The 26034-nt window shown below is 70.9% G+C and carries 23 protein-coding genes and 2 pseudogenes; 9 read left to right on the forward strand and 16 right to left on the reverse strand.

The genetic code is table 11. From position 1 onward, the window contains the following. Positions 1 to 16 precede the first annotated feature (16 nt). From ACIQE0_RS32090 to ACIQE0_RS32105, 4 genes are all read left to right on the forward strand, one after another. Positions 17 to 1117 carry an ionic transporter y4hA gene (locus ACIQE0_RS32090; protein ID WP_366333044.1) on the forward strand — a complete coding sequence of 367 codons (1101 nt, stop codon included), beginning with the start codon at positions 17 to 19 and terminating at the stop codon, positions 1115 to 1117. A gap of 313 nt (positions 1118 to 1430) precedes the next feature. Beyond that, complete coding sequence (gene ligD, locus ACIQE0_RS32095; RefSeq protein ID WP_402338751.1) at positions 1431 to 2411, forward strand: non-homologous end-joining DNA ligase; 981 nt, start codon at positions 1431 to 1433, stop codon at positions 2409 to 2411. A gap of 341 nt (positions 2412 to 2752) precedes the next feature. Then, positions 2753 to 3787 carry a glutathione S-transferase C-terminal domain-containing protein gene (locus ACIQE0_RS32100; RefSeq protein WP_366333041.1) on the forward strand — a complete coding sequence of 345 codons (1035 nt, stop codon included), beginning with the start codon at positions 2753 to 2755 and terminating at the stop codon, positions 3785 to 3787. Positions 3788 to 3872: 85 nt separating this feature from the next. Beyond that, positions 3873 to 4739, forward strand: a complete 867-nt coding sequence (locus ACIQE0_RS32105) for a GyrI-like domain-containing protein (RefSeq protein ID WP_402338752.1) — start codon at positions 3873 to 3875, stop codon at positions 4737 to 4739. Positions 4740 to 4837: 98 nt separating this feature from the next. Here the strand turns inward: ACIQE0_RS32105 and ACIQE0_RS32110 are convergent, their stop codons facing one another. After that, a complete protein-coding gene (locus tag ACIQE0_RS32110; RefSeq protein WP_402338753.1) occupies positions 4838 to 6178 on the reverse strand; it encodes a PLP-dependent aminotransferase family protein in 1341 nt (446 codons plus the stop codon). A 143-nt stretch (positions 6179 to 6321) separates the two neighbouring features. Here ACIQE0_RS32110 and ACIQE0_RS32115 point away from each other — a divergent pair, with 143 nt between their 5' ends. Beyond that, positions 6322 to 7140, forward strand: coding sequence for an alpha/beta fold hydrolase (locus ACIQE0_RS32115; protein ID WP_402338754.1), 819 nt, complete (start codon positions 6322 to 6324; stop codon positions 7138 to 7140). Positions 7141 to 7175: 35 nt separating this feature from the next. Here the strand turns inward: ACIQE0_RS32115 and ACIQE0_RS32120 are convergent, their stop codons facing one another. Beyond that, positions 7176 to 8006, reverse strand: a complete 831-nt coding sequence (locus ACIQE0_RS32120; RefSeq protein ID WP_402338767.1) for a class I SAM-dependent methyltransferase — start codon at positions 8004 to 8006, stop codon at positions 7176 to 7178. A gap of 318 nt (positions 8007 to 8324) precedes the next feature. On the opposite strand from ACIQE0_RS32120, the gene ACIQE0_RS32125 reads away from it, so the two are divergent. The 3 genes from ACIQE0_RS32125 to ACIQE0_RS32135 all read left to right on the forward strand — a co-directional run bounded on the left by ACIQE0_RS32125 (position 8325) and on the right by ACIQE0_RS32135 (position 11015). Continuing rightward, entirely contained in the window at positions 8325 to 9926 is a 1602-nt protein-coding gene (locus ACIQE0_RS32125) for a CocE/NonD family hydrolase (RefSeq protein WP_366333033.1), read from the forward strand. A 95-nt stretch (positions 9927 to 10021) separates the two neighbouring features. Continuing rightward, on the forward strand, positions 10022 to 10477 hold the full coding sequence (locus ACIQE0_RS32130) for a pyridoxamine 5'-phosphate oxidase family protein (protein ID WP_366333031.1): 456 nt from the start codon (positions 10022 to 10024) through the stop codon (positions 10475 to 10477). Between the two features lie 55 nt (positions 10478 to 10532). Then, on the forward strand, positions 10533 to 11015 hold the full coding sequence (locus ACIQE0_RS32135; RefSeq protein ID WP_366333029.1) for a hypothetical protein: 483 nt from the start codon (positions 10533 to 10535) through the stop codon (positions 11013 to 11015). A 35-nt stretch (positions 11016 to 11050) separates the two neighbouring features. Here the strand turns inward: ACIQE0_RS32135 and ACIQE0_RS32140 are convergent, their stop codons facing one another. The 14 genes and pseudogenes from ACIQE0_RS32140 to ACIQE0_RS32205 all read right to left on the reverse strand — a co-directional run bounded on the left by ACIQE0_RS32140 (position 11051) and on the right by ACIQE0_RS32205 (position 25064). Further along, positions 11051 to 11920 carry an amino acid ABC transporter permease gene (locus ACIQE0_RS32140; protein WP_366333028.1) on the reverse strand — a complete coding sequence of 290 codons (870 nt, stop codon included), beginning with the start codon at positions 11918 to 11920 and terminating at the stop codon, positions 11051 to 11053. Next, positions 11917 to 12561, reverse strand: coding sequence for an amino acid ABC transporter permease (locus tag ACIQE0_RS32145; RefSeq protein ID WP_366333026.1), 645 nt, complete (start codon positions 12559 to 12561; stop codon positions 11917 to 11919). The genes ACIQE0_RS32140 and ACIQE0_RS32145 overlap by 4 nt, the downstream gene beginning before the upstream one ends. A gap of 79 nt (positions 12562 to 12640) precedes the next feature. Beyond that, complete coding sequence (locus ACIQE0_RS32150) at positions 12641 to 13582, reverse strand: glutamate ABC transporter substrate-binding protein (protein WP_402338755.1); 942 nt, start codon at positions 13580 to 13582, stop codon at positions 12641 to 12643. Positions 13583 to 13595: 13 nt separating this feature from the next. Next, positions 13596 to 14339, reverse strand: coding sequence for an amino acid ABC transporter ATP-binding protein (locus tag ACIQE0_RS32155; RefSeq protein WP_384103329.1), 744 nt, complete (start codon positions 14337 to 14339; stop codon positions 13596 to 13598). A gap of 109 nt (positions 14340 to 14448) precedes the next feature. Next, positions 14449 to 14889, reverse strand: a complete 441-nt coding sequence (locus tag ACIQE0_RS32160; RefSeq protein ID WP_366333020.1) for a DUF6278 family protein — start codon at positions 14887 to 14889, stop codon at positions 14449 to 14451. A 115-nt stretch (positions 14890 to 15004) separates the two neighbouring features. Next, positions 15005 to 15784 (reverse strand): exodeoxyribonuclease III, encoded by a 780-nt coding sequence (locus ACIQE0_RS32165; protein ID WP_402338756.1) that lies wholly within the window; start codon positions 15782 to 15784, stop codon positions 15005 to 15007. 30 nt (positions 15785 to 15814) lie between these two features. Beyond that, the gene (locus ACIQE0_RS32170; RefSeq protein WP_366333016.1) at positions 15815 to 16456 is read right to left on the reverse strand and encodes an MBL fold metallo-hydrolase; all 642 of its coding nucleotides are present in this window, start codon (positions 16454 to 16456) and stop codon (positions 15815 to 15817) included. 38 nt (positions 16457 to 16494) lie between these two features. Further along, on the reverse strand, positions 16495 to 17784 hold the full coding sequence (gene pcaC, locus ACIQE0_RS32175; protein WP_402338757.1) for a 4-carboxymuconolactone decarboxylase: 1290 nt from the start codon (positions 17782 to 17784) through the stop codon (positions 16495 to 16497). A 130-nt stretch (positions 17785 to 17914) separates the two neighbouring features. After that, positions 17915 to 18355: an integrase core domain-containing protein gene (locus tag ACIQE0_RS32180; RefSeq protein ID WP_402338758.1), complete on the reverse strand. Its 441-nt coding sequence runs from the start codon at positions 18353 to 18355 to the stop codon at positions 17915 to 17917. Positions 18356 to 18662: 307 nt separating this feature from the next. Then, positions 18663 to 18944 (reverse strand): hypothetical protein, encoded by a 282-nt coding sequence (locus tag ACIQE0_RS32185; RefSeq protein ID WP_402338759.1) that lies wholly within the window; start codon positions 18942 to 18944, stop codon positions 18663 to 18665. A 15-nt stretch (positions 18945 to 18959) separates the two neighbouring features. Beyond that, entirely contained in the window at positions 18960 to 19388 is a 429-nt protein-coding gene (locus ACIQE0_RS32190; protein ID WP_402338768.1) for an RHS repeat-associated core domain-containing protein, read from the reverse strand. A gap of 1037 nt (positions 19389 to 20425) precedes the next feature. Beyond that, a pseudogene (locus tag ACIQE0_RS32195) lies at positions 20426 to 20668 on the reverse strand (hypothetical protein); the annotation flags it as partial. Beyond that, a complete protein-coding gene (locus tag ACIQE0_RS32200; protein ID WP_402338760.1) occupies positions 20665 to 21471 on the reverse strand; it encodes a hypothetical protein in 807 nt (268 codons plus the stop codon). The pseudogene ACIQE0_RS32195 and the gene ACIQE0_RS32200, both read right to left, overlap by 4 nt. A gap of 131 nt (positions 21472 to 21602) precedes the next feature. Beyond that, positions 21603 to 25064, reverse strand: a complete 3462-nt coding sequence (locus tag ACIQE0_RS32205; protein WP_402338761.1) for a DNRLRE domain-containing protein — start codon at positions 25062 to 25064, stop codon at positions 21603 to 21605. Positions 25065 to 25728: 664 nt separating this feature from the next. On the opposite strand from ACIQE0_RS32205, the pseudogene ACIQE0_RS32210 reads away from it, so the two are divergent. Then, a pseudogene (locus ACIQE0_RS32210) lies at positions 25729 to 25932 on the forward strand (IS5/IS1182 family transposase); the annotation flags it as partial. Positions 25933 to 26034 lie beyond the last annotated feature (102 nt).

Below are 26034 nucleotides of genomic sequence, written 5' to 3' on the forward strand. Positions count from 1 at the left end.
TGCCAGGCTCAGGTGCATGGCCCCCCGTCCGCGCACCCCCTACCTGCACTGGACCAGTGCGCTGCCCGTCCTGGCGGTGGTGCTGCTGGCCCTGGTCTGGGGCCGGTCGCTGCCGACGCCGCTGGTGGGGTTGGTGTCGCTGTTCCTGGCCGGGGCGGTGCTGGCCGCGGTGCACCACGCGGAGGTGATCGCGCACCGGGTGGGCGAGCCGTTCGGCTCGCTGGTGCTGGCCGTCGCGGTGACCGTCATCGAGGTGGCGCTGATCGTCACGTTGATGGTCGACGGCGGGGAGAAGAGCGCCGGGCTGGCCCGGGACACGGTCTTCGCGGCGGTGATGATCACCTGCAACGGCATCGTCGGGCTCTGCCTCCTGATCGGTGCGCTCAAGCGCCGGCTGGCGGTCTTCAACGCCGAGGGCACCGGGGCGGAGCTGGCCACGGTCGCCACGGTGGCCGGGCTCAGCCTGGTGCTGCCGTCCTTCACCACCTCGGCGTCCGGACCGCGGTTCTCCGGTCCGCAGCTGGTCTTCGCGGCGTGCGCGGCGCTGGCGCTGTACGGCCTGTTCGTCACCACCCAGACCGTCCGGCACCGGGACTACTTCCTGCCGGTCACCACCGCCGGCGAGGTGATCGACACCGAGGAGCACGCCGACCCGCCGACCACCCTGGTGGCGCTGCGCAGCCTGGGCCTGCTGCTCCTGGCACTGATCGCGGTGGTGGGCCTGGCCAAGGCGGTCTCCCCCACCGTCGAGTCCGGGGTGGTCTCCGCCGGCCTGCCGTCGTCCCTGGTGGGCGTGGTGATCGCGATGCTGGTGCTGCTCCCGGAGACCATCGCGGCGGTCCGCGCGGCCCGCCGGGACCGCATCCAGACCAGCATCAACCTCGGCCTGGGCTCGGCGATTGCCAGCATCGGCCTGACGATCCCCGCGGTCGCGCTGGTCACGATCTGGCTCAAGAGCCCGCTGATCCTGGGCCTGTCCCCCAGCCACTTGGTGCTGCTGACGCTCACCATCGTCGTGGGCACCCTGACAGTGGTGCCCGGCCGGGCCACCGTGCTCCAGGGCAGCGTGCACCTGACGCTGCTCGCGGCGTACCTCGTGCTGGCGGTCAGTCCCTAGGCGGGGCCTGTCCGGTGAGCGGGCCGCGCGGAGGTCGGAGCTCTCGGCGGGCCGGGCGGAGTCCGTCGCGTGCTCTCGGCGGGCCGGGCGGTGGTACGTGAGAGCGGTCACCTCGTGGGTCGGTTTCTCGCCCTATGGTTTATCGTTCAATTGGAAGCGCGCCCCGACGGGCCGCGCCCCCTTGACCGCCCCGGCCGGCCTCCCCCGTCCGGCCGGGGCTTTCCCCCTTCCCCGCGCCGGGCCGACGCTCTTCGGCTCCCGCCCCGCCTGCGGCCGCCCTGCGGGCGCCACCGCCTCCGCCGATCATCGGAGTATGGCCCCGACCCCCGGGCGCGGCGCCGCGGCCCCGACCCCGTACCCCGTGATCCAGCCCATGCTGGCCGCGCTCGGGCCGCTGCCGCCTGAGCACGAGCAGGCGAGCTGGGCCTTCGAGGGCAAGTGGGACGGCGCCCGGTGCATCGTGAACACCCCGGGCGACGGCACCCTCCGGCTCGTCACCCGGGCCGGCAACGACACCACCGCCAGCTACCCCGAGCTGGGCCCGCTGGGAGAGCAGTTGCGCGGCCGGCCGGCGGTGCTGGACGGCGAGGTGGTGGTGCTGGACTCCGCCGGCCGGCCCGACTTCGGGCTGCTCCAGCGCCGGATGGGCGTCCTCAACCCGCGCCGCACCGCGCGACTGGCGATGGAGCTGCCCGTGCAGCTGGTGCTCTTCGACGTGATGTACCTGGGCGGGTCGCTGCTGGACGTGCCGTACCGGGAGCGGCGGACGGTACTGGCCGGACTGGGGCTGGCCGGTCCCAACTGGTCGGTTCCCGGGTACGTGACGGGCCACGGCCGGCAGGCGTGGGAGGCGGCGTTGCAGGGCGGCCTGGAGGGCGTGCTGGCCAAGCGGCTGTCGTCCCCGTACCTCCCGGGGGTGCGCTCACCGGACTGGGTGAAGACCAAGTACCAGGAGACGTTGGACGTGGTCATCGGCGGCTGGCTGGAGGGGCGCGGGGCGCTCGGCGGGCTGCCCGGATCGGTCGTGGTCGGCGTGGCGGAGCCGGCCGGGCTGCGGTTCGTGGGGGCGGTCGGTTCGGGTCTCTCCGACCACGAACGGCGGGAGTTGGCACACTACTTGAGCGTGATCCCGCTGGACCGCTCGCCGTTCGTCAACCCCGTGGACCTGGCCGGTGTGCACTGGGCGGAGCCCCGGCTGGTGGCCGAGATCGCCTTCAGCGGCTGGACCTCGGCCGGCCGGATCCGGCATCCGGTCTGGCACCGCCTGCGGCCCGACCTGACACGGCTGGGGTGACCGGACGCGGATCACCTTCGGTGCGGCCCGGCCGCGCCGACCCGATACGGGCCCCTTCGGTGCGGTGCAACGCGGTGCAATGCGATGCGGCGCGGCGCGGTGCGATGCGATGCGGCACGGTGCGATGCGGCGCGGTGCAATGCAGTGCAGTGCGGTGCAGTGCGGTGCAGCGAGGCGCAATGCGGTGAGGCGCAATGCGGCGCAATGTCGTCCGCCCCGCGCCGGTCGTCGTGCCGGATTCACCGTGCGCCGGGTGGCTGACGCACCGGGACGCTCCCCCGGTGGCGCGGGAAGGCATCCGAAGGACGCCCTCCCACGGCCCCGACGGAAAGGACCCGGCGATGCCCGACCCCGCCCCCGGCAACGACGCCAACGGCAACCGCGCCTATGGCCACAAGCCGTTCAAGCGCTCCCGGAGCCACTTCGCCGACCGCATCACCGCCGACGGCCGCGACGGCTGGCCGGTGGCGGCCGGCCGCTACCGGCTGGTGATCAGCCGCGCCTGCCCCTGGGCCAGCCGCGCGGTGATCTCCCGGCGGCTGCTGGGCCTGGAGGACGCCCTGTCGATGGCCATCGCCGACCCGATCCAGGACGACCGCAGCTGGCGCTTCACCCTCGATCCCGGCGACCGGGACCCGGTCCTGGGCATCCGCTTCCTCAGCGAGGCGTACGACGCCCGCGAGACCGGCTACCCCGGCGGCGTCAGCGTCCCCGCGATCGTGGACATCCCCAGCGGACAGCTGGTCACCAACGACTTCCAGCAGATCACCCTGGACTTCGCGACCGAGTGGACGGCGTTCCACCGGCCCGGCGCGCCCGACCTCTACCCGCAGGCGCACCGCGCCGAGATCGACGAGGTGATGACCGGCGTCTACCAGGACGTCAACAACGGCGTGTACCGGGCGGGTTTCGCCTCCAGCCAGGACGAGTACGACGCGGCGTTCGACGAGCTGTTCCACCGGCTGGACCTGCTCGCCGAGCGGCTGGCGGACCGGCGCTACCTGGTCGGCGACACCCTCACCGAGGCCGACATCCGGCTGTTCACCACGCTCGTCCGCTTCGATCCCGTCTACCACGGCCACTTCAAGTGCAACCGGTTCAAGCTGGCCGAGGACCCGGTGCTGTGGGCGTACGCCAAGGACCTGTTCCAGACGCCCGGTTTCGGGGACACGGTGGACTTCCACCACATCAAGGAGCACTACTACCGGGTGCACAGCGGCATCAACCCCACCGGCATCGTCCCGCTCGGCCCTGACCTGTCCGGCTGGCTGACCCCGCACCACCGCGAGGAGCTGGGCGGCCGCCCGTTCGGCGACGGCACCCCGCCCGGCCCGGTCCGGGCGGGCGAGGAGGTCCCCATCTCGGGACGCCCCTGACGACCCGACCGGAGCGGGCACCGATTGTCGGGTCCGGCAGGGTGGCCTTCCCTAGCGTGAGTCCTCGAAAGGGAAGGAGACCGGGGTGCTGGAACGGCTCAACGAAGCCCTGGAGCACATAGAGGCCCGTCTCGACCGGCCGGTCGGGACGGATGAACTGGCGCGGATCGCGATGACGTCGGAGTACCACTTCCGCCGGATGTTCTCCGCGCTGGCCGGTATGCCGCTCTCGGAGTACCTGCGGCGCCGGCGGCTGACCGTCGCGGGCGCCGAGGTGCTGGCCGGCGAGCGGACGCTGCTGGACATCGCGGTGCGGTACGGCTACGGCTCGGGCGAGGCGTTCGCCCGCGCGTTCCGGGGCCTGCACGGCGTGGGTCCGGGCGAGGCCCGGCGGACCGGTGCAGTCCTGCGCTCCCAGCCCCGGCTGGCCTTCCGTCTCGTCGTCGAGGGGAGCAGCACCATGGAATACCGGATCGTGGAGCGGGGCGAGTTCCGGGTGGTCGGCAAGAAGGCCCGGGTCCCGCTGGTCTACGAGGGGGTCAACCCGGCCATCGTCGCGTTCCTGAAGGGACTCGGGCCGGAGGTGAGGCGGCGGATCGCGGAACTGTCCGACCAGGAGCCGGAGGGGATCGTCTCGGTCTGCGACGACCTCGACCCCCACCGCGCCGAAGGAACCGAACTCGACTACTACCACGCCGTGGTGACGAGCGCGCCGGTCCCGCCGGACCTGGACGCGCTGACCGTGCCGCCCGGGACCTGGGCGGTCTTCGCCAGCACCGGGCCGTATCCGCAGGCGTTGCAGCGTCTGTGGGCGGACGTCTTCGCCCAGTGGTTCCCGTCGAACCCGTACCGCAGCCGGCCCGGGCCGGAGATCCTGCGCACGCGGACGGCGCCGGACGGGGCGGGGGCGACGGCGGAGCTGTGGATACCGGTGGAGCGGACGCCGGTGTGAGCGAACGGGCCCGCCCGCCGGGGCGATGCGGGCCCTGGGCCCTGCGGCCGAGTGCGCATGCCGCCGCCGGACGGCAGGCGGGAGTTCGGCGGCCGGGCCTACTCCGCGCCGACGTCCTCCGGGGTCCGGCGGGCCAGCCCGGCCAGTACGTCCAGGGCATCGGCCAGGACCTCGATCGGCGGGGAGGACAGGGCCAGCCGGACCGCGTTGGGGACGTGCCCGGCGCCGGCGGTGAAGGCGCCGGACGGGGTGACCGCGATGCCGCGGCGGGCCGCGGCGGCCACGAAGGTGTCCGCCCGCCAGGGCTCGGGCAGTTCCCACCAGCAGTGGTAGGAGTGCGGGTCGGTGCGGAGCCGCTGGCCGGCGAGGCGGTCCGCGGCGATGCGCTGGCGGGCCGCGGCGTCGGCGCGCTTGTCCGCCTCGATGGCGGTGGCGGTGCCGTCGCCCAGCCAGCGGACCGCCGCCTCCAGGGCGAAGCCGGAGGCCGTCCAGGCGCCGGAGCGCAGCGCCGCGGCGAAGTCGGGGGCGGCGGGGCGGTCGGGAGGCACCAGGAAGCCGAGCGTCAGCCCGGGGGCGAGCCGCTTGGAGAGGCTGTCGACGAGCACCGTGCGCTCGGGCGCGAGGGCGGCGAGCGGCGGCAGGTCGGGGCGGAGGAAGCCGTAGACGGCGTCCTCGATCGCGTAGAGGCCCAAGTCGCGCAGCGCCTCGGCGAGTTCGGCGCGGCGGGGCTCGGGCATGGTGGTGCCGAGCGGGTTGTGCAGTGCGGTCTGGAGGTAGACCGCGCGCAGAGGGGCGGCGGCGCGCAGCGCGTCGGGGGTGACGCCGTGCTCGTCCATCGCCAGCGGTACGAGGGTGACGCCGAGACGGGCCGCGATGCCCTTGACGACGGGGAAGGTGAGGGCCTCGACGCCGAGGCGCTCACCGGGCGGGACGAGGGCGGAGAAGGCCGCGGCGAGCGCCTGGCGGCCGCTGCCGGCGAAGAGCAGCCGCCCGGCGTCGGGGACCCAGCCGGCCCGGGTGAGGTGGACGGCGGCGGTGTGCCGGGCGAGGGGGGTGCCGGCGGCGCCGGCCGGGCACAGCGCGGCGGCCATCGTGTCGCCCTGCTCCACCAGGGGCCCCAGGCTGCGCGCGAGGAGCGCGGACTGCCCGGGCAGGACGGGGAAGTTGAGCTCCAGGTCGATGCGGTGGCCGCCGGGCTCGGCCAGCGCGGGTTCGACCGCCGGCGGTGCCGTGCGGACGAAGGTGCCGCGGCCGACCTCGCCCACCGTCAGGCCGCGCCGGCCCAGTTCGCGGTAGACCCGGGCCGCGGTCGAGTCGGCGATCCGCCGCCGCCTGGCGAACCGGCGCAGCGGCGGCAGCCGGTCCCCCGGCCGGAGCCGGCCGGCCGCGATGGCCGCGGCCAGTTCGTCGGCGATGGCGCGGTAGTCGTCCCCCGTCATTGCACTCCCCTCTCTGACATTGCACCGAGCACATTGTTCCTATTGTGCCGAGACCTTGCCCCTCATAGCATCGAGATGTCAACTCCCAGACGAACCCCATCACTTGGCGACGCCGCACGTCATGCGGCAAGGAGGGATGCCCCATGGCCTCGGTGCAATCCGGCGGGATCACGGTCGCGTACGACGACGAGGGAAGCGGTGAGCCGCTGGTCCTCGTCCACGGGCACCCCTTCGACCGCTCGATGTGGCGGCCGCAGACCGCGCACTTCAGCCGCGCCGGGATGCGGGTGATCGCCCCCGACCTCCGTGGCTACGGCGGAAGTTCGGTGGTGCCCGGCAAGACCCCGCTGGAGACCTTCGCCCGGGATATCGCCGCGCTGCTCGACCACCTCGGGGTCGAACGCTGCGTCCTGGGCGGCCTGTCGATGGGCGGGCAGATCGTCATGGAGTGCTACCGGCAATTCCCCGAGCGGATACGGGCGTTGCTGCTCGCCGACACCTTCGCGGCGGCGGACACCGACGAGGGCCGCGCGGTACGCCTGCGGACCGCGGAGCGGCTGCTCGCCGAGGGGATGGGCGGGTACGCGCACGAGGCGCTGCCCAAGATGATCACGCCGACCCATGTGACGGCGCTGCCCACGGTCGCCGCGCACGTCCTGGGCATGATGCGGAACACCTCCCCCGAGGGCGCCGCGGCCGCCCTGCGCGGCCGGGCGGAGCGCCCGGACTACACCGGGCTGCTCCGGCAGATCACCGTGCCCACCCTCGTCGTGGTGGGCGCCGAGGACGAGTTCACCCCGGTCGCCGACGCCCGGTCGATCCACGCGGCGGTGCCCGGCTCGCACCTGACGATCATCCAGAACGCCGGCCACATGCCGAACCTGGAGCGCCCGGAGGAGTTCAACGCAGCACTGGCGGCGTTCCTGGACACACTGCCGGCCCCGGCGGCGCGGGAGGGCTGACCGGCGCGGCCACCGGGCAGCCCCACAAGAGCCGACTACCCGCCCACCGTCCCCGAAGCCAGCAACGCCGTATGCGGCAACACCAGTTGGCCGTCCGGAGCGGTGAACTCGGCGGCGAGGGCGGTGAAGTGGGACTTGACCCGCTCGACGGTTGCCGGTCCTTGAGAGGTCACCACCCGGCCGATGGTGGCCACGCCGGCCGCCGGGCCGCGCCACCACTCCTCCAGGGTGGTGCGGTGCTCCCAGGAGACCGCGGCGCATTCCACCGCGGACAGGCCGCCCGCGGTGCGCAGCAGTTCCGCGAGGCCCTCCGCGGTGCGCGGGAAGTCGTCCTCGGGGGCGAGGGCGGGGATGTCGATCGGCCGCGGCACGCCGGCGGCCTGCACCGCGCGGCCGAGGAGCGCCTGTCCCGGCGCGGGCGGCGCGGCCCAGATGGTCAGCGCGATCCGGCCGCCCGGCCGGGTCACCCGGCGGAGTTCGGCCAGGGCCGCGCGGGGCCGTCCGACGTGATTGAGCACGAAGTTGCCGACGACCGCGTCGAACGCCGCGTCGGCGAAGGGGAGTTGAGGGAGGACGGCGAGCCGGACGGTCACCCCGGGGGCGGCGGCCGTGGCGGTGCGCACCATGTCGGGTTCGGCGTCGACGGCGGTCACCTCGGCCCCGCGCGCGATGGCGGCGTTGGCGGCGGTGCCCGTTCCGGTGCCGACGTCGAGCAGCCGGGTGCCCGCGGTGACGCCCGCGGCGTCCAGCAGCCGCGGCACCGTGTACGCGCACAGCCGGCCGAACCCCGCCCCGTACGCCGCGGCCCGGCCCGCCCAGGCCCGCCGCTCACTGGCATCGAAGGGCGTCTCCGCCGCGGGCGCCATCGGCACCCCCTCGGTGTCCGTCACGAACGTCCCACCTTCCCCCCACATCTCGTTCCGTCACGCCCCCACGCCGACGTCCGGAGAACTTCGAGATCCCCCCACGCCGACACCAAAGCGCACCGCCCACGCCTCCCCCCTCTCAACGCCAGGAGCGCCCCGAACTCTCCCTCGCACCAAGGGCGTTACTCACCCGTAACCTACTGACGGGTTACCGCAGGTAAGCAATGCACCTTACGCTCCCTCCCATCGAGCCGCCGGGCGCCCCCTCCTGTCTCCGGACAGCGTCCCGCGCCGCTCGCATCGAGATCTGGAGCAGACATGACCCCCTCCCGCACCACTGTGCGCGCCGCGATCGGCACCGTCTCCGCGGCGGTGCTCGCCACCACGGTCCTCACCGGCGCCCCGGCGCAGGCCGCCCCGGCCCCCGTCCGCACCGCCGCCACCGCGACCGCGGCGGGCACCCCCGCCCTGCGGTTCGTCGACATCACCGGTGCGGGCGGCATCACCCTCAAGGCGAACGTCTTCACCCCGGCCGGCGCCGACGGCACCCGGCGGTACCCGCTCGTGGTGCTCCCCACCAGCTGGGGCATGCCGCAGGTCGAATACCTCGCGCAGGCCCGGAAGTTGGCCGCGACCGGCTATGTCGTGGTCGGCTACAACTCGCGCGGCTTCTGGGAGTCGGGCGGGCAGATCGAGACCGCCGGACCGCAGGACGTCGCCGACGCCTCCAAGGTCATCGACTGGGCGCTGGCGCACACGCCCGCCGACCCGCAGAAGATCGGCATGGGCGGGGTCTCCTACGGCGCCGGGATCAGCCTGCTGGCCGCCGCGTCCGACAAGCGGATCAAGGCGGTCGCGGCGCTCAGCGGCTGGGCCGACCTGATCGGCTCGATCTACAGCGGGCGCACCCCGCACCTCCAGGCGGCCGCGATGCTCGGCGGCGTGGGCGCGCTGACCGGGCGGCCGAGCCCCGAACTCCAGCAGATTCTCAAGAACTTCCTCAGCGCCGACATGTCCAAGGAGAAGGACATGATCGACTGGGGGCGGAAGCGCTCCCCGGCCGCCTACCTGGACCGGATCAACGCCAACGGGGCGGCGATCCTGCTCGGCAACGCCTGGGGCGACTCGCTCTTTCCGCCCGACCAGTACGCCGCGTTCTTCGAGAAGCTCAAGGGCCCCAAGCGGCTGGAGTTCCGCCCCGGCGACCACGCCACCGCCGAGGGGCTGGGGCTGCTCGGACTGCCCAACGACACCTGGAACGACACCGAGCGGTGGTTCGACCACTACCTCAAGGGCACAGACAACGGCATCGACCGGGAGCCGCCGGTCCTCCTCAAGTCCCGTTCCACCGGCGCCTACGAGGGCTATAAGAGCTGGCAGGAGGTGCCCTCCGCGCACCGCAGGATCGCCCTCGACGGCGCCCAGCGCATCCGCACCGGCACCGACTCCGGAGCCGACGGCGGACTGATCTTCCTCTCCAGCATGCTGGACCAGTTCCTCCGACTGCCGCCGATGGCCTCGATCCCGCTGCTGCCCCGCTCGGCGGCCGCCGTCTGGCAGTCCGCGCCGTACGCGAGCGGGCAGCGCGTGCGCGGCACCACCCGGCTGCACACCACGGTGACCGGCACCGCATCCAGCGGCACCCTCATCGCCTACCTCTACGACGTCGGCCCGCTGGGCCTGGGCAAACTGGTCACCCACGCACCGTTCACCTTCCACGACCGGACCCCGGGCCGTCCGTTCGGCGTCGATCTGGACCTCTCCGCCACCGCCTACGACGTCCCCGCCGGGCACCGACTCGCGGTCGTCGTGGACACCGTCGACCCGCTCTACCTCGCACAGAACCCCGACGGTGCCCGGCTGACCTTCTCCTCCCCGGCGGACGATCCGTCGTATGTGTCGGTGCCGGTGCGCGACTGACCGGCGCCATCGCCGCGACGGGCCGGTCCTACGTCCGCGGGCGTACGGCCCGCGCCCGAAGCGGCGGGCGGGGAGCGGTCGTTAGGCTCCCCGCCATGACACCCCTCCCCCCGCCCCGTGACGCCGGGCAACGCAAACGGGACGCCCTCCAGCGGCTGGAGTCGGACGAGGACGCCTGGATCTCGACCGCCACCGCCGACGGGGCCCCGACCCTGGTGCCGCTGTCGTTCGTCTGGCACCAGGAGCAGCTGGTGATGTCCACCAAGGGCGTCAACATCACCGTCCGCAACCTCGCGGCCCGCGGCGAGAGTTGGGTGGCGATCGGCCACACCCGGGACGTGGTGCTCCTGCACTGCACCGCCGAGGTGCTGGCCAACGACGCACTGCCGCAGGAGGCCGCGGACGCCCTCGCGACCAAGCTCGGCTGGAATCCGCGCGGCCGTGAGCCGTGGGTCTTCCTCCGGTTCACCCCGCAGCGGATGCTGGTGTGGCGGGAGGCGAACGAACTGGCCGGACGGGAGCTGATGCGGGACGGCGTCTGGCGGGTCTGACGCCACCGCACCCCGGGCGACGCCCGGAATCACCCGCTACGGCATGATCGTTGCCATGCGACACCGTGACACACCCCCGCCCGGTCCCCGCCGTCCGCACCTGCCGACCACCGAGTCCGCGGTCACCGCGATCCGGGAGCTCGCCCGGGAGTACGGGCGGGAGACGACGGTCACCGACGACATCGGCGCGGACCAGACCACCCGCCGGACCTCCGCCGGGGCGTTCACCGTGCTGGACCCGGACGGCTCGCTGCCGCACGAGGCGTTCGTCGAACTCGGCGGCACCCCCGCCGTCACGGTCCAGCTCTACCCCGAGGACGACGCCCGGATCACCGTGGACGCGGTGGACTTCGCCGATGTGCCGCGCGATGCGGTACCGGCGTTCCTGCGCGCGGTCTACGGCGATCTGGCGTACGTCAAGAGCCGCCTCTTCCCGCCGGGACAGTGGCTGGTGGTGCCGCTGCCCGGCGACGAGACCTACAAGGAACTGGTCGGGCGGATGGCGCTCAGCCCGTGGATGGCGCGCCGGGTGCGCTGACGGCGATCGTGAACGGGCCGCGGGGCAGGGCCCGTTCAGCCGTGCGCCCGGTGGTCCTCCTGCTGGAGCAGCCCCGGCTCCGGGGCGGCCACCTCGTCCGTCTCGACCTTGGGGTTGCGCCGTTGCCGCCGGGCCACCCAGGTGGCCAGCCAGGACAGCAGCATGCACAGCCCGATGTAGACCGGCGAGATGATCATGACGACGGGGATGAACGGCAGGTCGTAGTCGAGGTTGGCGGCGATGAGCTTGCCGGCGTGCAGGAACTCCTCGTAGGTGATGAGGTAGCCGAGCGAGGTGTCCTTCAGCGCGACCACCAACTGGGAGATGATCGCCGGCAGCATCGCCCGGACCGCCTGCGGCGCCAGCACGTGCACCATCACCTGCGTCTTGCGCATCCCCAGGGCGTACGCGGCCTCGCCCTGGCCGTGTTCGACGGAGTTCACCCCGGAGCGGAAGACCTCCGCCAGCACCGAGCCGTTGTACAGCGTCAGCCCGCTGACCAGGGCGACGAACGGCTCCGCGCGCAGGGCGACATAGATGAAGAAGATCATCACCAGCACCGGCATGGCGCGGAAGAACTCCACCAGCACGGCACAGGACCACCGCAGCGCCCGGTGCACGGAGAGCCGTCCGGCCGCCAGCACCCCGCCCAGTGCCAGCGCCAGCACCGCCGCCAGCCCGAACGCCCGCAGGGTGTTGGCCAGTCCGGTGAGCAGCAGCTTCTGGATGCCCACATAGGTGAAGGGGTTCCACTTCGCCGCGGTGAACTGGTCGGTGCGGAACAGGAGATACAGGATCCCCCCGACCAGGGCGAGCAGCACCAGCGTCGCGGCGAGCCCGTAGTAGCGGTGCCGGCGCCGCGTCCGCGGGCCCGGCAGGTCGTAGAGGACGGTGCCGGTACTCATCGTGCGACTCCGTAGCGCTTCTCCAGCGCGTTGAAGAGCGCGCTGATGGACAGGGTGACGAGCAGATAGCCGACCGCGATCCAGACGAAGGACCACAGGACGCTGTAGCCCCGCTCACTCAGCGGCTTGTAGACGCCGAGGAGTTCGACGACGCTGAACGAGCCGGCGATCGCGGAGTTCTTGGCGAGCGCGATCAGGGTCGAGCCGAGGGGCGGGATGACCGAGCGGAACGCCTGCGGCAGCACCACCGTGCCGAGCGTCTGCCCGAAGGTCATGCCCAGGCTGCGGGCCGCCTCGCCCTGCCCGGACGGCACGGTGTTGATGCCGGCGCGCACCGCCTCGCAGATGAACGCGGAGGTGTAGCACCCCAGCGCCAGGACGGCGAAGAGGGTGAAGGGCAGCACCACGCCGAAACGCGGCAGCCCCAGCAGCACCGCGAAGAACAGCAGCGTCAGCGGGGTGTTGCGCAGCACCGTCACCCAGGCCGTGCCGAAGACCCGCAGCGAGCGGACCGGTGCGACGCGGCAGGCCGCCATGAGGAAGCCGAGGACGAGGGCCAGCAGGGAGGCGTAGACGGTCAGTTCGACGGTGCCCAGCAGACCCTCCCCGTAGAGGGAGAGGTTGTCGAGGAGAACGTTCATCGGGCGGTCCTCGTTCGTGGTCGTTCCGGATCGTTCCCGGGGGTCCGGGGTGGGGCGGTCCCGGCGCCGGCCGCGGTGCTCAGCCCGCCGGATAGCGGTCGATCGGCGGCGGGGCGGGCGCCGGCACTCCGGACACGCCCAGCGTGGCCTCGTACGCCTTCCGCCAGGTGCCGTTCCGCACGGCCTCCGCCAGCGCGTCGTCGAGGGCGAGCCGCAGTGCGGTGTCCTCGCGCCGCACGCCGATCCCGTACGGCTCCTTGGAGAACGGCCGGCCGACGACCTTCAGTTGGTCGGGTGCCTTGGCGGCGTAGCCCAGAAGGATCGCGTCGTCGGTGCTGACCGCGTCGACCTGGTACGTCAGCAGGTTGTCCACGCACACCGAGTAGCTGTCGTAGGAGACCACGACGGCCTCGGGGTAGTCGGCCCTGAGGCGCTGGTACGGGGTGGAGCCGGCGGCCGTGCAGACGCGCCTGCCGGCCAGGTCCTGGGGGCCGTGGATGTCGGTCTCGTCGCGGCGCACCAGGAGGGACTGGCCCGCCAGGTAGTAGGGGCCGGCGAAGCCGACCTGCTCCTTGCGTTTGGCGTTGATGGTGTATGAGCCGACGTAGAGGTCGATCTGGCCGTTCTGGAGGGCGGTTTCGCGGTTGGCGGAGGCGATGGTGCGGAAGGTCACGGCGTGTGCGGGGAAGCCGAGTGCGGCGGCCATCATCTTGGCGATCTCGATGTCGAAGCCGCTGTAGGTGCCGGTGGCCGGGTCCCGTTCGCCGAGGTAGGGCTGGTCCTCCTTGACGCCGATGACGAGCCGGCCGCGGCGCTTGGCGGTCGTCCAGGTCGGCGAGTCGGGCAGCGAGAAGTCCCGGGCCACCGGATAGTGGGGCAGTTCGGCGGCGTCGGGGCCCTTGGCGGGCGGGCTGCCGGGGCGGCCGCAGCCGGCCGCGGCCAGCGCGAGGAGGGCGAGCAGCACGGCGGTGAGCAGGGCCGGGCGGGGCCGGTGGGACGGCGGGGTGGGAAGGTGCGGCATCGCGGCGCCCCGTTCAGTGCTTGAGGATCTTGGCGAGGAAGTCCTTGGCGCGGTCGCTGCGCGGCGCGGTGAAGAACTCCTCGGGGGCGCGGTCCTCGATGATCCGGCCGTCGGCCATGAACACCACGCGGTGGGCGGCGTAGCGGGCGAAGCCCATCTCGTGGGTGACCACGACCATCGTCATGCCCTCCCGGGCGAGTTGCCGCATCACCTCCAGCACCTCGTTGATCATTTCGGGGTCGAGGGCGGAGGTGGGCTCGTCGAAGAGCAGGGCCTTGGGCTCCATGGCGAGCGCCCGGGCGATGGCGACGCGCTGCTGCTGGCCGCCGGAGAGCTGTGCCGGGTACTTCCCGGCGTGGGCGGCGAGGCCGACCCGGTCCAGGAGTTGGCGGGCCCGGTGCTCGGCGTCCTCCTTGCGCTGCCTGCGGACCTTCATCGGGGCCAGCGTGACGTTGTCCAGCACGGTCCGGTGCGCGAAGAGGTTGAACGACTGGAAGACCATGCCGACCTCGGCGCGCAGCCGGGCCAGCGCGCGGCCTTCCTCGGGCAGCGGGACGCCGTCGAGCAGGACGGCGCCGGACTCGACGGTCTCCAGGCGGTTGATGGTCCGGCACAGCGTCGACTTCCCGGATCCGGAGGGGCCGATGATGACGACCACCTCGCCGCGGCCGACGGTGAGGTCGATGTTCTGGAGGACGTGGAGTTTCCCGTAGTGCTTGTTGACCCCGCGCAGTTCGATCAGCGCGTCACCGGCCATGGAGCGACCGCCCCTTCTCGTCCGTACGGCCCAGAGATCGCAACTTACCCAGACGAACGGGGCACTTCGCCGGTGACACGCGCGGGGGCGGGCCGTTCGGACCGGGGCGTCAGCCCTCCGCGACCTCGGCGTAGACCTGGGAGAGTTCGGGGGCGCCGTCGTCGGCCCAGGCATGGCCGGCCGCCACCACGTCGATCTCCCGTCCGGACGCCAGGCGCACCACCGGCTGCCCGTCCGGCCAGACGTGCCAGACCGCGCCGCGGACCGTGCGCACCAGGACCGTGCCGAGGTAGAGCCCGGCGTCGTTGCCGAGCCAGGGCAGCTCCTCCGGGTCGTCCCGCCATACCGGCTGGAGCTGGTCGAGTTCCTCCAACGACCGTACGGAGTCGTCGAGTTCGACTCCGGCGGTGGCCGCCTGGTCGCGCAGCAGCTCGCATTCGGAGAGCAGCTCGACGACGCTCTCGGGATCGGCGCGCACCGTCTCGGCGAGCGGCACCGAACCGCCCGGGACCGTGCGCCTACGCCACTTGTCCAGGAAAGACAGATTCATGGTGCGAGGGTCCCACCCGGCCCCGCACCGCGGCCACAGGCGCGCGGCACAAGACGGCGGCCCGCGCCCGCGCGCCTCCCCGGCCAACCGGGGAGGCGGCCGGCATCCGACCGGCTCACACGTCCAGGTCGACCACCACGGGCGCATGGTCCGAGGCGCCCTTGCCCTTGCGCTCCTCGCGGTCGACATAGGCGTCCGAGACGGACTTGGCGAACGGCGCGTTGCCGTAGACCAGGTCGATGCGCATACCGCGGTTCTTGGGGAAGGCGAGCTGGCGGTAGTCCCAGTACGTGTACGGGCGGTCGTACTTCAGCGGGCGGGGCACCACGTCCGACAGGCCGGTCTCGCGCAGGGCGGCCAGGGCGGCGCGCTCGGCCGGGGTGACGTGGGTGGCGCCCTCGAAGACGGCCGGGTCCCAGACGTCCTCGTCGGTGGGGGCGACGTTGTAGTCGCCGAGGACGGCGAAGGGGCGGTCGCCGGCCGCGTCCTGTGCGACGGCGGCCTTCAGTGCCTCGAACCAGCCGAGCTTGTAGGCGTAGTGGGCGTGGCCGACCTCGCGGCCGTTGGGCACGTAGACCGACCAGACGCGGGCCGGGCCGCAGGTGGCCGAGACGGCGCGGGGCTCCTGGGTGCCGTCGTAGTCCGGGCCGCCGGGCAGCCCCTTGACCACGTCCGCCAGGCCGACCCGGGAGAGCAGCGCGACGCCGTTCCACCGGCCGTCGGCGTTGACCGCGGCCTCGTAGCCCAGCTCGCGGAGCGGTTCGTAGGGGAACTGCTCCTCGGAGCACTTGGTCTCCTGGACGCACAGCACGTCCGTGCCGGACTTCTCCAGCCAGGCCAGCAGCCTCGGGAGGCGGGCGGTGATCGAGTTGACGTTCCAGGTCGCGATGCGCATATCGACAAACCTACAGCGCGGTACCGACAGTCAGCCCACCTCGGTGCGGGCGCCCGGGGTGAGGCGGCCGTGCTCGGCCCCGCCCAGGCCGCCGATCAGGGAGTCGTAGATCGGGCGGGCGTGATCCTGGAGCAGGCTGTCGTGGATGTCGACGGACCGGCGCGGGGCGACCGCGCGGACGTAGTCGATGATCTCGGCGATCTTGTTCCAGGGGGCGTGGACCGGCAGCAGCAGGGTCTCGACGGTGCGGTCCTCGGGGACGGTGAGCGCGTCGCCGGGGTGGAAGACGGTGCCGCCGTCCAGGAGGAAGCCGATGTTGGTGATGCGCGGGATGTCGGGGTGGATCACGGCGTGCAGTTGGCCGTACACCTCCACCTCGAAGCCGGCGGCGGTGAAGGCGTCGCCCTCGCCGACGGTGTGCACCCGGCCGGGGAAGGCCGCGGAGAGCTGGTCGGCGACGCTGGCCAGGGTCCAGATCTCGGCCGCCGGATCGGCTTCCATGGCCCGGCGCAGCCGGCCCTCCTCGAAGTGGTCCGGGTGCTCGTGCGTCACCAGGATCGCGTCCGCGCCGACGGCGGCGTCCTCCTCGCTGAACACGCCCGGATCGATCACCAGCGTCCGCCCGTCCTTCTCGATCCGGACGCAGGCGTGGGTCTTCTTGGTGAGTTCCATGGCGCCATCTTGCCGCGCGGGGCGCACGGGGCGGAGCCTCACGCCTCCGGTGTCGTCTCCTCCCGGATGACCTTCTGGGCCACCGCGAAGGCGGAGTTGGCGGCCGGGACGCCGCAGTAGACCGCGGTGTGCAGCAGGATCTCCTTGATCTCCGCGGGGGTGAGGCCGTTGCGGAGGGCGGCACGGGTGTGCAGGGCGAGTTCCTCGCGGTGGCCGCGGGCGACCAGCGCGGTGAGCGTGATGATGCTCCGGGTGCGGCGGTCCAGGCCGGGCCGGGTCCACATCTCGCCCCAGGCGTAGCGGGTGATGAAGTCCTGGAAGTCGGTGGTGAAGTCGTCGGTGCCGGCCTCCACCCGGTCCACGTGGGCGTCGCCGAGCACCTCCCGGCGGACCTTGCCGCCCTGCTCGTACGCGCCGCCGCGGATCGGGGCGGGCGCGGACGGGCCGGACTCGATCGCGGCCGGGGCGTGGGTCGGCAGCGGCGGCGCGATCTGCGGCTTGGGGGCGGCGGCCCCGATGGCGGCCGGGGTGCCGGGGCCGGGCTTGTCGTGCCAGGCGGTGCTGAAGTGCCGGATGAGCAACTCGCTTACGGCGTTGGGCTGTTCGACGGGGGCCAGGTGCGACGCGCCCGGGACCAGCGCCAGACTGGCGTCCGGTATCCCGGCGACCAGGGTGCGGGCGTCGGTGGTGGGGGTGACCTGGTCCTCGGAGCCGGCGACGACGAGGGTGGGCACACCCACCCGGCCCAGGGAGGACCGCACGTCGAAGGCGGCCAGTGCCTCGCAGGCCGCGATGTAGCAGCCGGGGTCGGTGGTGCGCACCATCTGCACGGCCCACTCCACGATGGCGCTCTGGGCGCCGGCGAAGTCGGAGGTGAACCAGTGCTCGGGCGCGGTGCGGGCGATCGGGTCCAGTCCGTTGGTGCGGACCACCACCCCGCGCTGGCGCCAGGCGTCGGCGGTGCCGTAGCGCGGGGAGGAGGACACCAGCGCGAGGGAGGTGACGCGGTGCGGGCGGGTGAGGGCCAGCTGGGTGCCGACGGCCCCGCCGATGTCGCAGCCGGCGTAGCCGAACCGCTCCACGCCCAGCGCGTCGAGGGTGGCGACCAGCCGGTCGGCGAGCTCGGCGACGGAACTCGCCCCGTGGGCAGGAGAACCGCCGTGACCGGGCAGATCGAAGCGGACGACGCGCCACTGGCGGGTCAGCTCGGGGATCTGCCGGTCCCACATGTGCCAGGTGGTACCAAGTGCGGCACCCAAGACCAGGGCGGGGGCGTCCTCCGGCCCGTCAACGCGGTACTGCAGGGTGTGCATCGGTGTCTCACTCACGCCCTGCACGCTCTCACATCTCACAATTTCTCACGTGCTTGGGTCGGCACCCCGTGCAAGCCATCCCACGTTGCGGTGGCTTCGCGAAGATCTTCCACGTCCGGCTTGATGTACCACCTTTTGGCAGGCTTCACGGTCGGGTGTCCGACCCACCGCGCAAGGATATGGCCCGGCACACCGTTATTCGCCAAGTAGGTACAGCACGACGCACGAGCGTCGTAGACCCGAACACGACGAAGCCCCAGCATCCCCATGAGCCGGTACGCGCGCCGGCGGAGCTGCTTGGTCGTGAATGCCTCTCCGTCTGGTCGCGGACCTCCTCGGCGGCGCCGAAATGCACGCTGGCCGGCGTGTGCCAGCCGCTACCCGAGCGCCGATGCTCGTGGTTGTAGTACGCGATGAACACGTCGAACCACTCGCGGGCGTGGGCCAGCGAGTCGAACCGTTCCGGGTGGTCGGACATGTACTTCGTGGTCTTGAAGTGGGCCTGGCTGTAGGGGTTGTCGTTGCCTTCGGCCGCGAGGGCGACCGGGTGACCCCGAAGTCGATCAGCAGCTCCGAGACCTTCCAACGCGGCCTTGTTCCGGGCCAGTTCCTTCTCCAGCTATTCCACCTGGCGGCACAGCTTCTCGTTCTCCGCCTCGGCAGCCGGCGTCTTCGGCCTCGCCGGGCTGGTCCGCTGGCCAACCAGCTCGACACACGCAGCGTCGCATCCGCGCCCCAACGTGACAGGCTGCCATTTTGTAGAGGCGCACACCCGTAAGGACCTGATCGGTGGGCTTCGCCGAGCCAACCGCAGGGAGTGCTCCAGGTGTCCAGGTGGTGGGGTGCGCTTGTTGCCGAGCCCCACCACCTGGCCCATGAACCGGCCGAGACCGCTACGGACCTTCGACCGGGTACGCGAGGAAGAAGTGTCTACTCACCGGGGAGATACCCCCTAGGAATCCTTCGGAATCCACTGAGACGAAGAACCTATACCCCCGCTCCTCTTCAAATTCTTCAGGTTCCGCGTCAATGCGTACCGGATATTCTTTCCCATCGACCCCAGTGACGGACCGCTCGGTCACCTGGTCAGCGATTTCACGGATTTTCTCCCACGGCGATTCCTTAATCTCGCGCTCGATGGAAAGCGCAATCCTCTTCGCCTCCGCCCGACTCATACCCAATCCCTCAATTCATCGCCACAGCGGGATCCGCCGCACTTTCCCCCAGCCGTTACGGCCGCGCTTGTACACATTGAATTGCAGATGCTTCCTGTTGCCAGCTCTCGGAAAACGATGCACCTTGGCGTCATAAGCGGCCCTCCAGCCGTACTTCCTTCCGTTGTATCTGATCCCGTATGCGTTTCCCCGGCGCCAGACCTTCTGGACCTTGCGGCCCTTCTTGATGGCCCGGTAAGCGGATTTAGCTCCTCGATATATTCTGCTGCAGTAGCGGATGCACGCTGCGACACCGCGTACAACGAGCGCGATCCAACGCCCATTGAGGTCAATCTTGTTAACCGGATCAGCGGCGGCGTACTCGTACGCGTTGGAGCTACCCCCGGGAACAGGATCTGTGCTCTGGAAGCGGCCGGTGGTGGGGTTGTACAGGCGTACGCCCATGAGGATCTGGCCGGTGGGGTTTCCGCAGAGCGCTGCTTAGCGCCGAGCCACCCGTAGCGGGGGGCGCGGGGAGCGCCGATCGGGTTGCCGTACTCGTCGTTGGCGTACACGGTCGACGTCTTGGCCGCGTCGAGCGGGTAGGTGACGGTGATGTCTCCGTGCAGGTTGGCGAGTTGGAGGACGGTGTCGCCGGTCTTGCCGGTGGTGGCGGACAGGTCGCTGCCGATGCCGGAAACGTTGCGGGTGACCCTGTCCGTGTCTTCGGTGATGTAGGCGGGATTGTCGCCGTCGCTGGTGTAGTGATTGCGGCGTGCCTGCGCCTCACCCCAGCTGTCGCCGGACTTGGTCTCGCTGGTGGATGCGGCGAGACGTCCGACCGAATCGAGGGTCCACGTGGTGCGCTTGTCGCCGCTGGCCTGCTGGTGGACGAGGTCGTTGGCGTAGTAGCTGGTGGTCGCATCGCCCTGGCGGGTGGTGCGGCCGAAGGCGTCGTAGGCGATGGTGTCGCCGATGAGCCGGTCCGCGGAGTCGTAAGTGTAGGACGTCTCCTTCGTACCGTCCTCACCGCCCTGGGCGGTGAGCTTGGTGCGGTTGGTGTTGTTGTCAAAGGTGTACGTGCGGGTGGTGGTCTGCTCACCCTGGCTGTCGGTCGTCTTGGTCAGACGGCCAACCCCGTCGTAGCTGTAGTTCTGGCTGCTGCCGATGCCAGTATTGGCGGTGTGCAGGGCCCTCTGGCCGTGGACCGTGTCGAGCGCGGTGTCGGCGACAAGGGTTTCGCCGTCACTGTCGCGCGTGTAGGTGCGGGCGCTTTCGGTGCCGGTCTCGTCCCGCTCACGGGTCAGGGTGAGGCCGCCGGGCAGATTCTCGGTGATGACCTCGCCGTCGGCGTCGTAGGTGGCGGTGAAGGTGCCGGCGACGGAGTCGGTGGCCGTCGTGGCCAGGCCGCGTGGTTCCTTGTCGGTGTCGTAGGTGTAGGTGGTGGTGGACGGGGCGGCGTCGGTCTCCTTGACGGGCCGGTCCAGCTTGTCGTAAGTGGTGGTGGACTGCCTGCCGTCGGCGTCGGTGTAGCCGATCTGGCGGCCGAGCTTGTCGTAGGTGTAGGTGATCGTCCCGGCGCTGGAAGTAATGGTGCGCTTCTTGCCGGTGTCCGGGTCGTAGGTGGTCGTGGTGTCCGGGACCTCGGTGCCCTGGCCGCCGCTGATCGCTGTCTTGACCTCCCGCCCGGCACCGTCGTAGGTGGTGGCGGTGGTGCGGATCTGGCCGTTGGCCGCTTCGGTCACCTTGGCGGTGTTGCCCCACCGGTCGTACTCGTTGGTCTTGGTGGGCAGTTGGGTGGGGTTGGAGCCGCCCCGGTGATCGTACCGGCGGGTCCGGTGGAACAGACCGTGTCGGCCCACTCGGGGCGACCAGCGCACGTGCCGCTGCCCGTCGCGCTCCAGTAGCGGGTGACGGTGGCGCCGGCATCCGTACCGTTCGACTTGGGCAGTGTCGTCTTGGTGACGCGTCCCTGGCCGTCGTACTCGGTGCGGGTGGTCAGCTTCAGCCCGCCGGCGTCCTTGGTCTCGGACGTGGGCAGGCCCAGGTCCCAGTCGTACGTGGTCTTGGTCACCCGCACGTCCGCGTCGGTGGCGTAGCCGTCGATCGCCGCACCGGTCTTGGTAGTGGTGACGAGGTTCTCGGTCTTCGCGTCCGAGGGGCGGCCCTCGTCATGGGTGCTGACTGTGTGCTTGCGCAGCGGGACCGGTGTTCCGGCCGTGATCAGTGCCTGATCGCCGCTGCCGCCCAGCGCGCCCTGCAGGAGGCCCAGGTGGAGAGGCTCCAGCTTCTCCACCTCACGCTGGCCGTCGTCGCTGTAGACGGTAACCGTGGACAGCTTGTCGGCACGCTCGGCCGTTCCCAGGTCGATCAGCGACAAGTCGGTCAGCCGCTCCTTGGCCGCACCCGAGCCGCCCAGGGCCAACTGGCGGTTGGCGGCCGTCAGCTCACGCACCGTGTTGCCGTAGGTATCGTAAGCGGCGGCATCGATGTGGCCGCCGGGCTGGGCCGTGTTGACCTTCCGACCCGAGGCGTCCGTGTAGCTCACCGTGGCGCGTCGGTAGTCGCCCGCGGACAGCTTGGATCCGTCACTTGAGGACGGGGCAGCGTCGGCGGGGAAGACAGCGGTGGCATCCGTGGGTGCTTCGTTCTGCCCCCAGACTGCGACCTTGCCGGGGCTCAGGTCGTGGGGGCCCTGTCGCCGCGGGTGGGCACGTCATAGACGACACGCGTGGCGGCGGTGCCATCCGCCTCACTCGCACTGCCCTGCTTGAGGGCGGGACGGGCAGCGGACAGCAGCATGCCTTCGCCTGCGGTCTGGGCGTTGCCGGCCTTGCCGTAGGTGAGGGTCCAGGGCAGTTCACCGGCCGGGGTATAGCTGGTGACGCGTCCGGCGTCGTCGTAGGCGTACGTGGTCTTCAGGGCAGGGGCGATACGGGGGTCCCACTGCTCGCGCAACTGGCCCCTGGTGTCGTACGCGTAGGACGATACTGCGGTCGCTGTCGATGCTGCGGCGCCGGGGCTGGTGGCCCACAGGCGGATCTGGCGCAGGCGGCCCGCGTAGTCGCCCAGCTTGCTGCCGTCAGCGGTGGTGGAGGTCGCATACACGAACTCCAGCATCCGGCAGCCCTTGGTGGCGGGGGTGGCCTCGCAGGTCTCGGAACTGGCCGCGCTGGTGGGTGCGATCACGTACTTGGGGCGGGCAAGGTCCTTGTTGTCGACGGTGACCTTCTCCGACACGGTGCGGGTGGTGGAGTTCTCCTCGGGCCCCCGGGATGAGGACACCTGCCACGTCGCCAGCGACGAGTCTGTCTTGCGGAAGACGGTGACCGTGCCGTCCTTGTCGGTCAGCGTGAACGAGCCGGTCAGGCTGCCGGTGAGTGTGAACTCCTCGGCACCGACCTCGCTGTTCCAGGCACCGTTCTTGGTCGCGCTGAAGCCGATCTCGTCACCGTCCTCGAAGGTGACGGTCACCGACGTGTTCGACGTCTTGCGCAGCCCTGTGTAGTTGGAATCCGACAGCTCGGACTCGATCCCGGTCGTCCACGACGGGCCGAAGATCGGCGCCTGCCCCTGCGCCGCCGTGTCCTGGCCGGGCTTGCGGGAGTTGGCGTTGCGCGAGACCGACAGGTCGAACGCGGACGCGTCCGTCTCCGACAGCGCCAGGTTGCCCGTCAGTAGATTGACCTCGCCGGGGCCGACCTCACTGGTGGGCGCGGTACCGGCATCACGGTCGAAAGTGATGCGGGAGACCTGAGTGTGCCCGTCGGGCAGCTTGTCGGCACCGGAGAAGGTAGCGCGCACCTGCAACGGCCCGTCATTGGACAGGGTCTTGGCGATGTTCCACGCCATCGGCTTCACCGAGCCGCCAGTGACGGGCTGGGGCCACGAACCGATCGGCTCATCGCCCGAGGTGAAGGTGACATCGCCGGCCGGAACCGTCTGCCAGGTGTCCTCGTCGCTGCGCCGGTACTCGAAGGTCACCTCCTTGTACTCGCTCTTACCCCGGGCATTCAGGTGCGTACGCCGCGCCGGGCGAACGCCCTCGCTGGGCTGCAGCAGGGCGGCGCCGTCCTTGCCGACCCCGAACGCCATCGCTGTGGTCTTCTCCGAGACCAGGCCCGCGGAATCCACAGTGCGCGCATACAGGGTGTGCCAGCCGTCAGAAGGCTTGATCGTGATGTTGAGCGGCTTACCACCAGTGCCCGCTTGGTCGTTGACCTGCTTGGGCGTGGACGGATCGTCCAGTCCCCACAGGTAACCGCGCCCATCGGAGGATGTGGTCGACAGGGTGCAGGAGGTGTCCTTGCCCGGGTTGTCCGACCAGGTGTCGTCGGAGAAGCTCTCGCACGTGACCTTCGGCGCGGTCGGCTTCACCGTGTTCAGCCGGAATGTAATGTAGCCGGACCAGGCGCCGTAGTGCTTGCCGTCATAGCCGCGCACCCGCATCCGCAACCCGGAGCCCGCCGGGAACTTCTCGTCCGCCGGAACAGTCACCTTCGCCGTCCCGCCCGAGGACACGTTCGCTGAGGTGGCGGTGAAGTTGTAGTTGCCCGCATCGTTCCACGCCGGGTCCGGGGTGACCTCGAACTGCGCCTTCACGTTGCCGCCGTCCGCGTCGGTGACCTTCGCCGACAGCGACGGTGTCAGCGAGGTGACATAGCGCCGGTTGTTGTACGGATTGACGGTCGAGGGGGCCACCGCCACCGCCGAGGGAGTTGCAGGCGGTGTGTTGTAGGTGACGGCGATGACGGGCACATTGCTGGCCGCGTTACGTGAGTTGAACCGCTTCCAGGTGCAGGGATCCGACTCGTTCGCGGAGCGGATACCCAGCGTGTTCTCTGCGCTGGCGTCGTCCGCCCACCGCTGCATGAGGTTCTTGATGTCCGCGGTCACCCAGCCCGCGGCGCAGGAGGACGAGAAGCCCTTGGTCTGCGTGGAGCTGGCCCACTTGGTGTGCCAGCCCGGCTGTGAGGTCCAGCGGGTCGCCGTGGTGGCCGTATCGGTGTCGTACACGTCCCAGGCGCGCGCCGTGCACGACCAGGAGTGTGTGTTCCACAGCTGCAGCGTCGCGGACTCGATCTTCTTGCCCTTGATCGGCCGCGTGTTGAATTTCAGGAACGAACGGGCCTTCTGCCCGCCGCCGTTGTTGCCCAGCTTCAGCTCGGTCGAGCCGGACTGGTCGGTGTTGTAGCCCTCCTGCACGAACGTCGTGAACGTGGTGCCCAGGTTCACCGCCGGATCGACCATCACCGGGAACTTGGTGCCCTCATCGGCCAGGAACTTCGCGTCCGGTGTCAGGGTGATGTCGATGTTGCGGCCCGACTCGACCACGTCCATCGCCACGTCCGCACGGTGGATGTGCTCGCCCGAACGCTCATCCACGCGTGCGTCCCACATCACCGGCGCCGGCAAAGACCCCAGCTGTTTACCGGAGGTGGCGTCCGTGAACGCGATCGAGCCGTCATCCTGCTTGACAGCCTTCATGCCGTCCGCGTCCAGCGTCAGGCGCAGCGTGCCGACCTCATCGACGGCCTTCTTGTCCTTGAGGACCAGATACTGCTCGAACCCGGTACGCGTCGACTCCACGATCAAGTCCGTGCCCGGCAGCGCGTTCTCATAGGTGGCCTTCGTGCCCGACAGTTTCGGCTGGGGCAGGCCCCCGCGCCAGCTCACCGTCAGCTCCCGGTCCGCCTCCTCGGCCTGGAGCTTGACCAGCGGCACCGGTGCGGCAACGGGATCCGCGGAGCTCAGCCGCCGCGAGGCCGCCGCGTCCGGCTTCCCCGGCGTCTTGCCCGCCAGTTCGAGATCCAGGGGGTGGGACTTGGCCCGCACCGTGCCGTCCTCGCCCACGGTCAGTGTCGGGTCGACGTCCTGCCAAGCGCCGTTCTCGTCTCGGAAGCGGACCGGGCCGGCGGCGAACTCCGCACGCCTCGTACCGTCCGGCTGCGCCCACACCGTGGTGGTCTCCGTGCGCTCCGACAGGATCTCGATGGGCCGCTTCTGCAACCGCGCCGTCAACGCGGCCGACGCCGCATCCTCTGCCTCGGCCGACCCCGAACTCTTCACCGCTGCCGGCTCGATGACGAAGTTCGGCTGTGCGGCCGGTTTGCCGACGACGACGGCACCGGCGTCGGCCATCGTGGCCGTCTGGGCTACCAACAGGGCCGACAGGCCAAGTGCCAGCTTGCAACTTGCCTTGAACCACGGCGAACTCGTGAGCATCCACGAGCGTCTCGCCGCCACCGGCGCGTCCTGGCCGGCTATTCGACCGGTCTCCCGACGGGATGATTCCCCGTCTCTGTGCCATTCCACTGGTCAACCCCAACTGTCAGTTGGTCACGGCAGATCGGCCCCGGGCCCCCGGACGGTCCGGTCCATGACGATCTACGAGGTTTGCCAGGTATAGCACAGGTAAAAGAAATATTAATACTTCATGGGTTTGCTTTGGGGTACTTGAGAACTGATGGGAAGTGTCAGCTGTTGACTTGATGATGCGTCATCATGTACTGGATGCGGGACGGGACGTCCCCTCCACTTGCAGGTTGAACATCACCCGGCTCGTGTCAGGCATCTGATACGGACGCCCGCTCGTGTCGCACTTGCCCGGGCCGGGGAGGCACCGGCGGAACCTGGGCGGCGAACCGAGGCAACGAGCACGGCGCCGCCGGCCGCACCGCCCTGCGGCGGAAGATCCGATGGCGCATCGCGTATCCGACACCGGACCGAGCGGACGGTCAGGAAGCGCTGACGGAGTGTCGGCCGGTCGCGGCCATGCCGCGCGGTCGACTCTGTCAGCCTCCGACGTGGTATCGCCCAGCGCATTGCCGGCAAGCGCGTCGAGTCCTCCACACGGCTGGGCTGCCACTGCTGGGTGGTCGAAAGGACCGTGTCCTGGCTGGCCGGATGCCGACGTCCGCACCTCTGCTACGAGCGCAAGGCCGAACACTTCCTCACCTTCGTCGGCATAGCCGCAGCCCTTATCGGCTACCGCCGAATCACCAACTGAAACAACGTCTAAGCTTTACTTTTAACCCCGCCAAGATCATTCCTTGGTGGGGTTTGATGCTGAGGCCCTGAACATGGAGGCGGCCACCCGCAATTCTTCGGA

It is taken from the genome of Streptomyces sp. NPDC093097 (assembly GCF_044754325.1).
GTDB lineage: Bacteria > Actinomycetota > Actinomycetes > Streptomycetales > Streptomycetaceae > Streptomyces.

Bases quoted from the DNA above. Each gene is read 5' to 3' on its own strand.
- ACIQE0_RS32090 (WP_366333044.1), top strand. From the start codon at position 17: ATGGCCCCCCGTCCGCGCACCCCCTACCTGCACTGGACCAGTGCGCTG.
- ACIQE0_RS32125 (WP_366333033.1), top strand. From the start codon at position 8,325: ATGACCCCCTCCCGCACCACTGTGCGCGCCGCGATCGGCACCGTCTCC.
- ligD (WP_402338751.1), top strand. From the start codon at position 1,431: ATGGCCCCGACCCCCGGGCGCGGCGCCGCGGCCCCGACCCCGTACCCC.
- ACIQE0_RS32140 (WP_366333028.1), bottom strand. From the start codon at position 11,920: ATGAGTACCGGCACCGTCCTCTACGACCTGCCGGGCCCGCGGACGCGG.
- ACIQE0_RS32115 (WP_402338754.1), top strand. From the start codon at position 6,322: ATGGCCTCGGTGCAATCCGGCGGGATCACGGTCGCGTACGACGACGAG.
- ACIQE0_RS32190 (WP_402338768.1), bottom strand. From the start codon at position 19,388: ATGGGCGTACGCCTGTACAACCCCACCACCGGCCGCTTCCAGAGCACA.
- ACIQE0_RS32165 (WP_402338756.1), bottom strand. From the start codon at position 15,784: ATGCGCATCGCGACCTGGAACGTCAACTCGATCACCGCCCGCCTCCCG.
- ACIQE0_RS32155 (WP_384103329.1), bottom strand. From the start codon at position 14,339: ATGGCCGGTGACGCGCTGATCGAACTGCGCGGGGTCAACAAGCACTAC.
- ACIQE0_RS32150 (WP_402338755.1), bottom strand. From the start codon at position 13,582: ATGCCGCACCTTCCCACCCCGCCGTCCCACCGGCCCCGCCCGGCCCTG.
- ACIQE0_RS32170 (WP_366333016.1), bottom strand. From the start codon at position 16,456: ATGGAACTCACCAAGAAGACCCACGCCTGCGTCCGGATCGAGAAGGAC.
- ACIQE0_RS32100 (WP_366333041.1), top strand. From the start codon at position 2,753: ATGCCCGACCCCGCCCCCGGCAACGACGCCAACGGCAACCGCGCCTAT.
- ACIQE0_RS32160 (WP_366333020.1), bottom strand. From the start codon at position 14,889: ATGAATCTGTCTTTCCTGGACAAGTGGCGTAGGCGCACGGTCCCGGGC.
- ACIQE0_RS32130 (WP_366333031.1), top strand. From the start codon at position 10,022: ATGACACCCCTCCCCCCGCCCCGTGACGCCGGGCAACGCAAACGGGAC.
- ACIQE0_RS32135 (WP_366333029.1), top strand. From the start codon at position 10,533: ATGCGACACCGTGACACACCCCCGCCCGGTCCCCGCCGTCCGCACCTG.
- ACIQE0_RS32110 (WP_402338753.1), bottom strand. From the start codon at position 6,178: ATGACGGGGGACGACTACCGCGCCATCGCCGACGAACTGGCCGCGGCC.
- ACIQE0_RS32185 (WP_402338759.1), bottom strand. From the start codon at position 18,944: ATGAGTCGGGCGGAGGCGAAGAGGATTGCGCTTTCCATCGAGCGCGAG.
- ACIQE0_RS32145 (WP_366333026.1), bottom strand. From the start codon at position 12,561: ATGAACGTTCTCCTCGACAACCTCTCCCTCTACGGGGAGGGTCTGCTG.
- ACIQE0_RS32205 (WP_402338761.1), bottom strand. From the start codon at position 25,064: ATGGCCGACGCCGGTGCCGTCGTCGTCGGCAAACCGGCCGCACAGCCG.
- ACIQE0_RS32120 (WP_402338767.1), bottom strand. From the start codon at position 8,006: ATGGCGCCCGCGGCGGAGACGCCCTTCGATGCCAGTGAGCGGCGGGCC.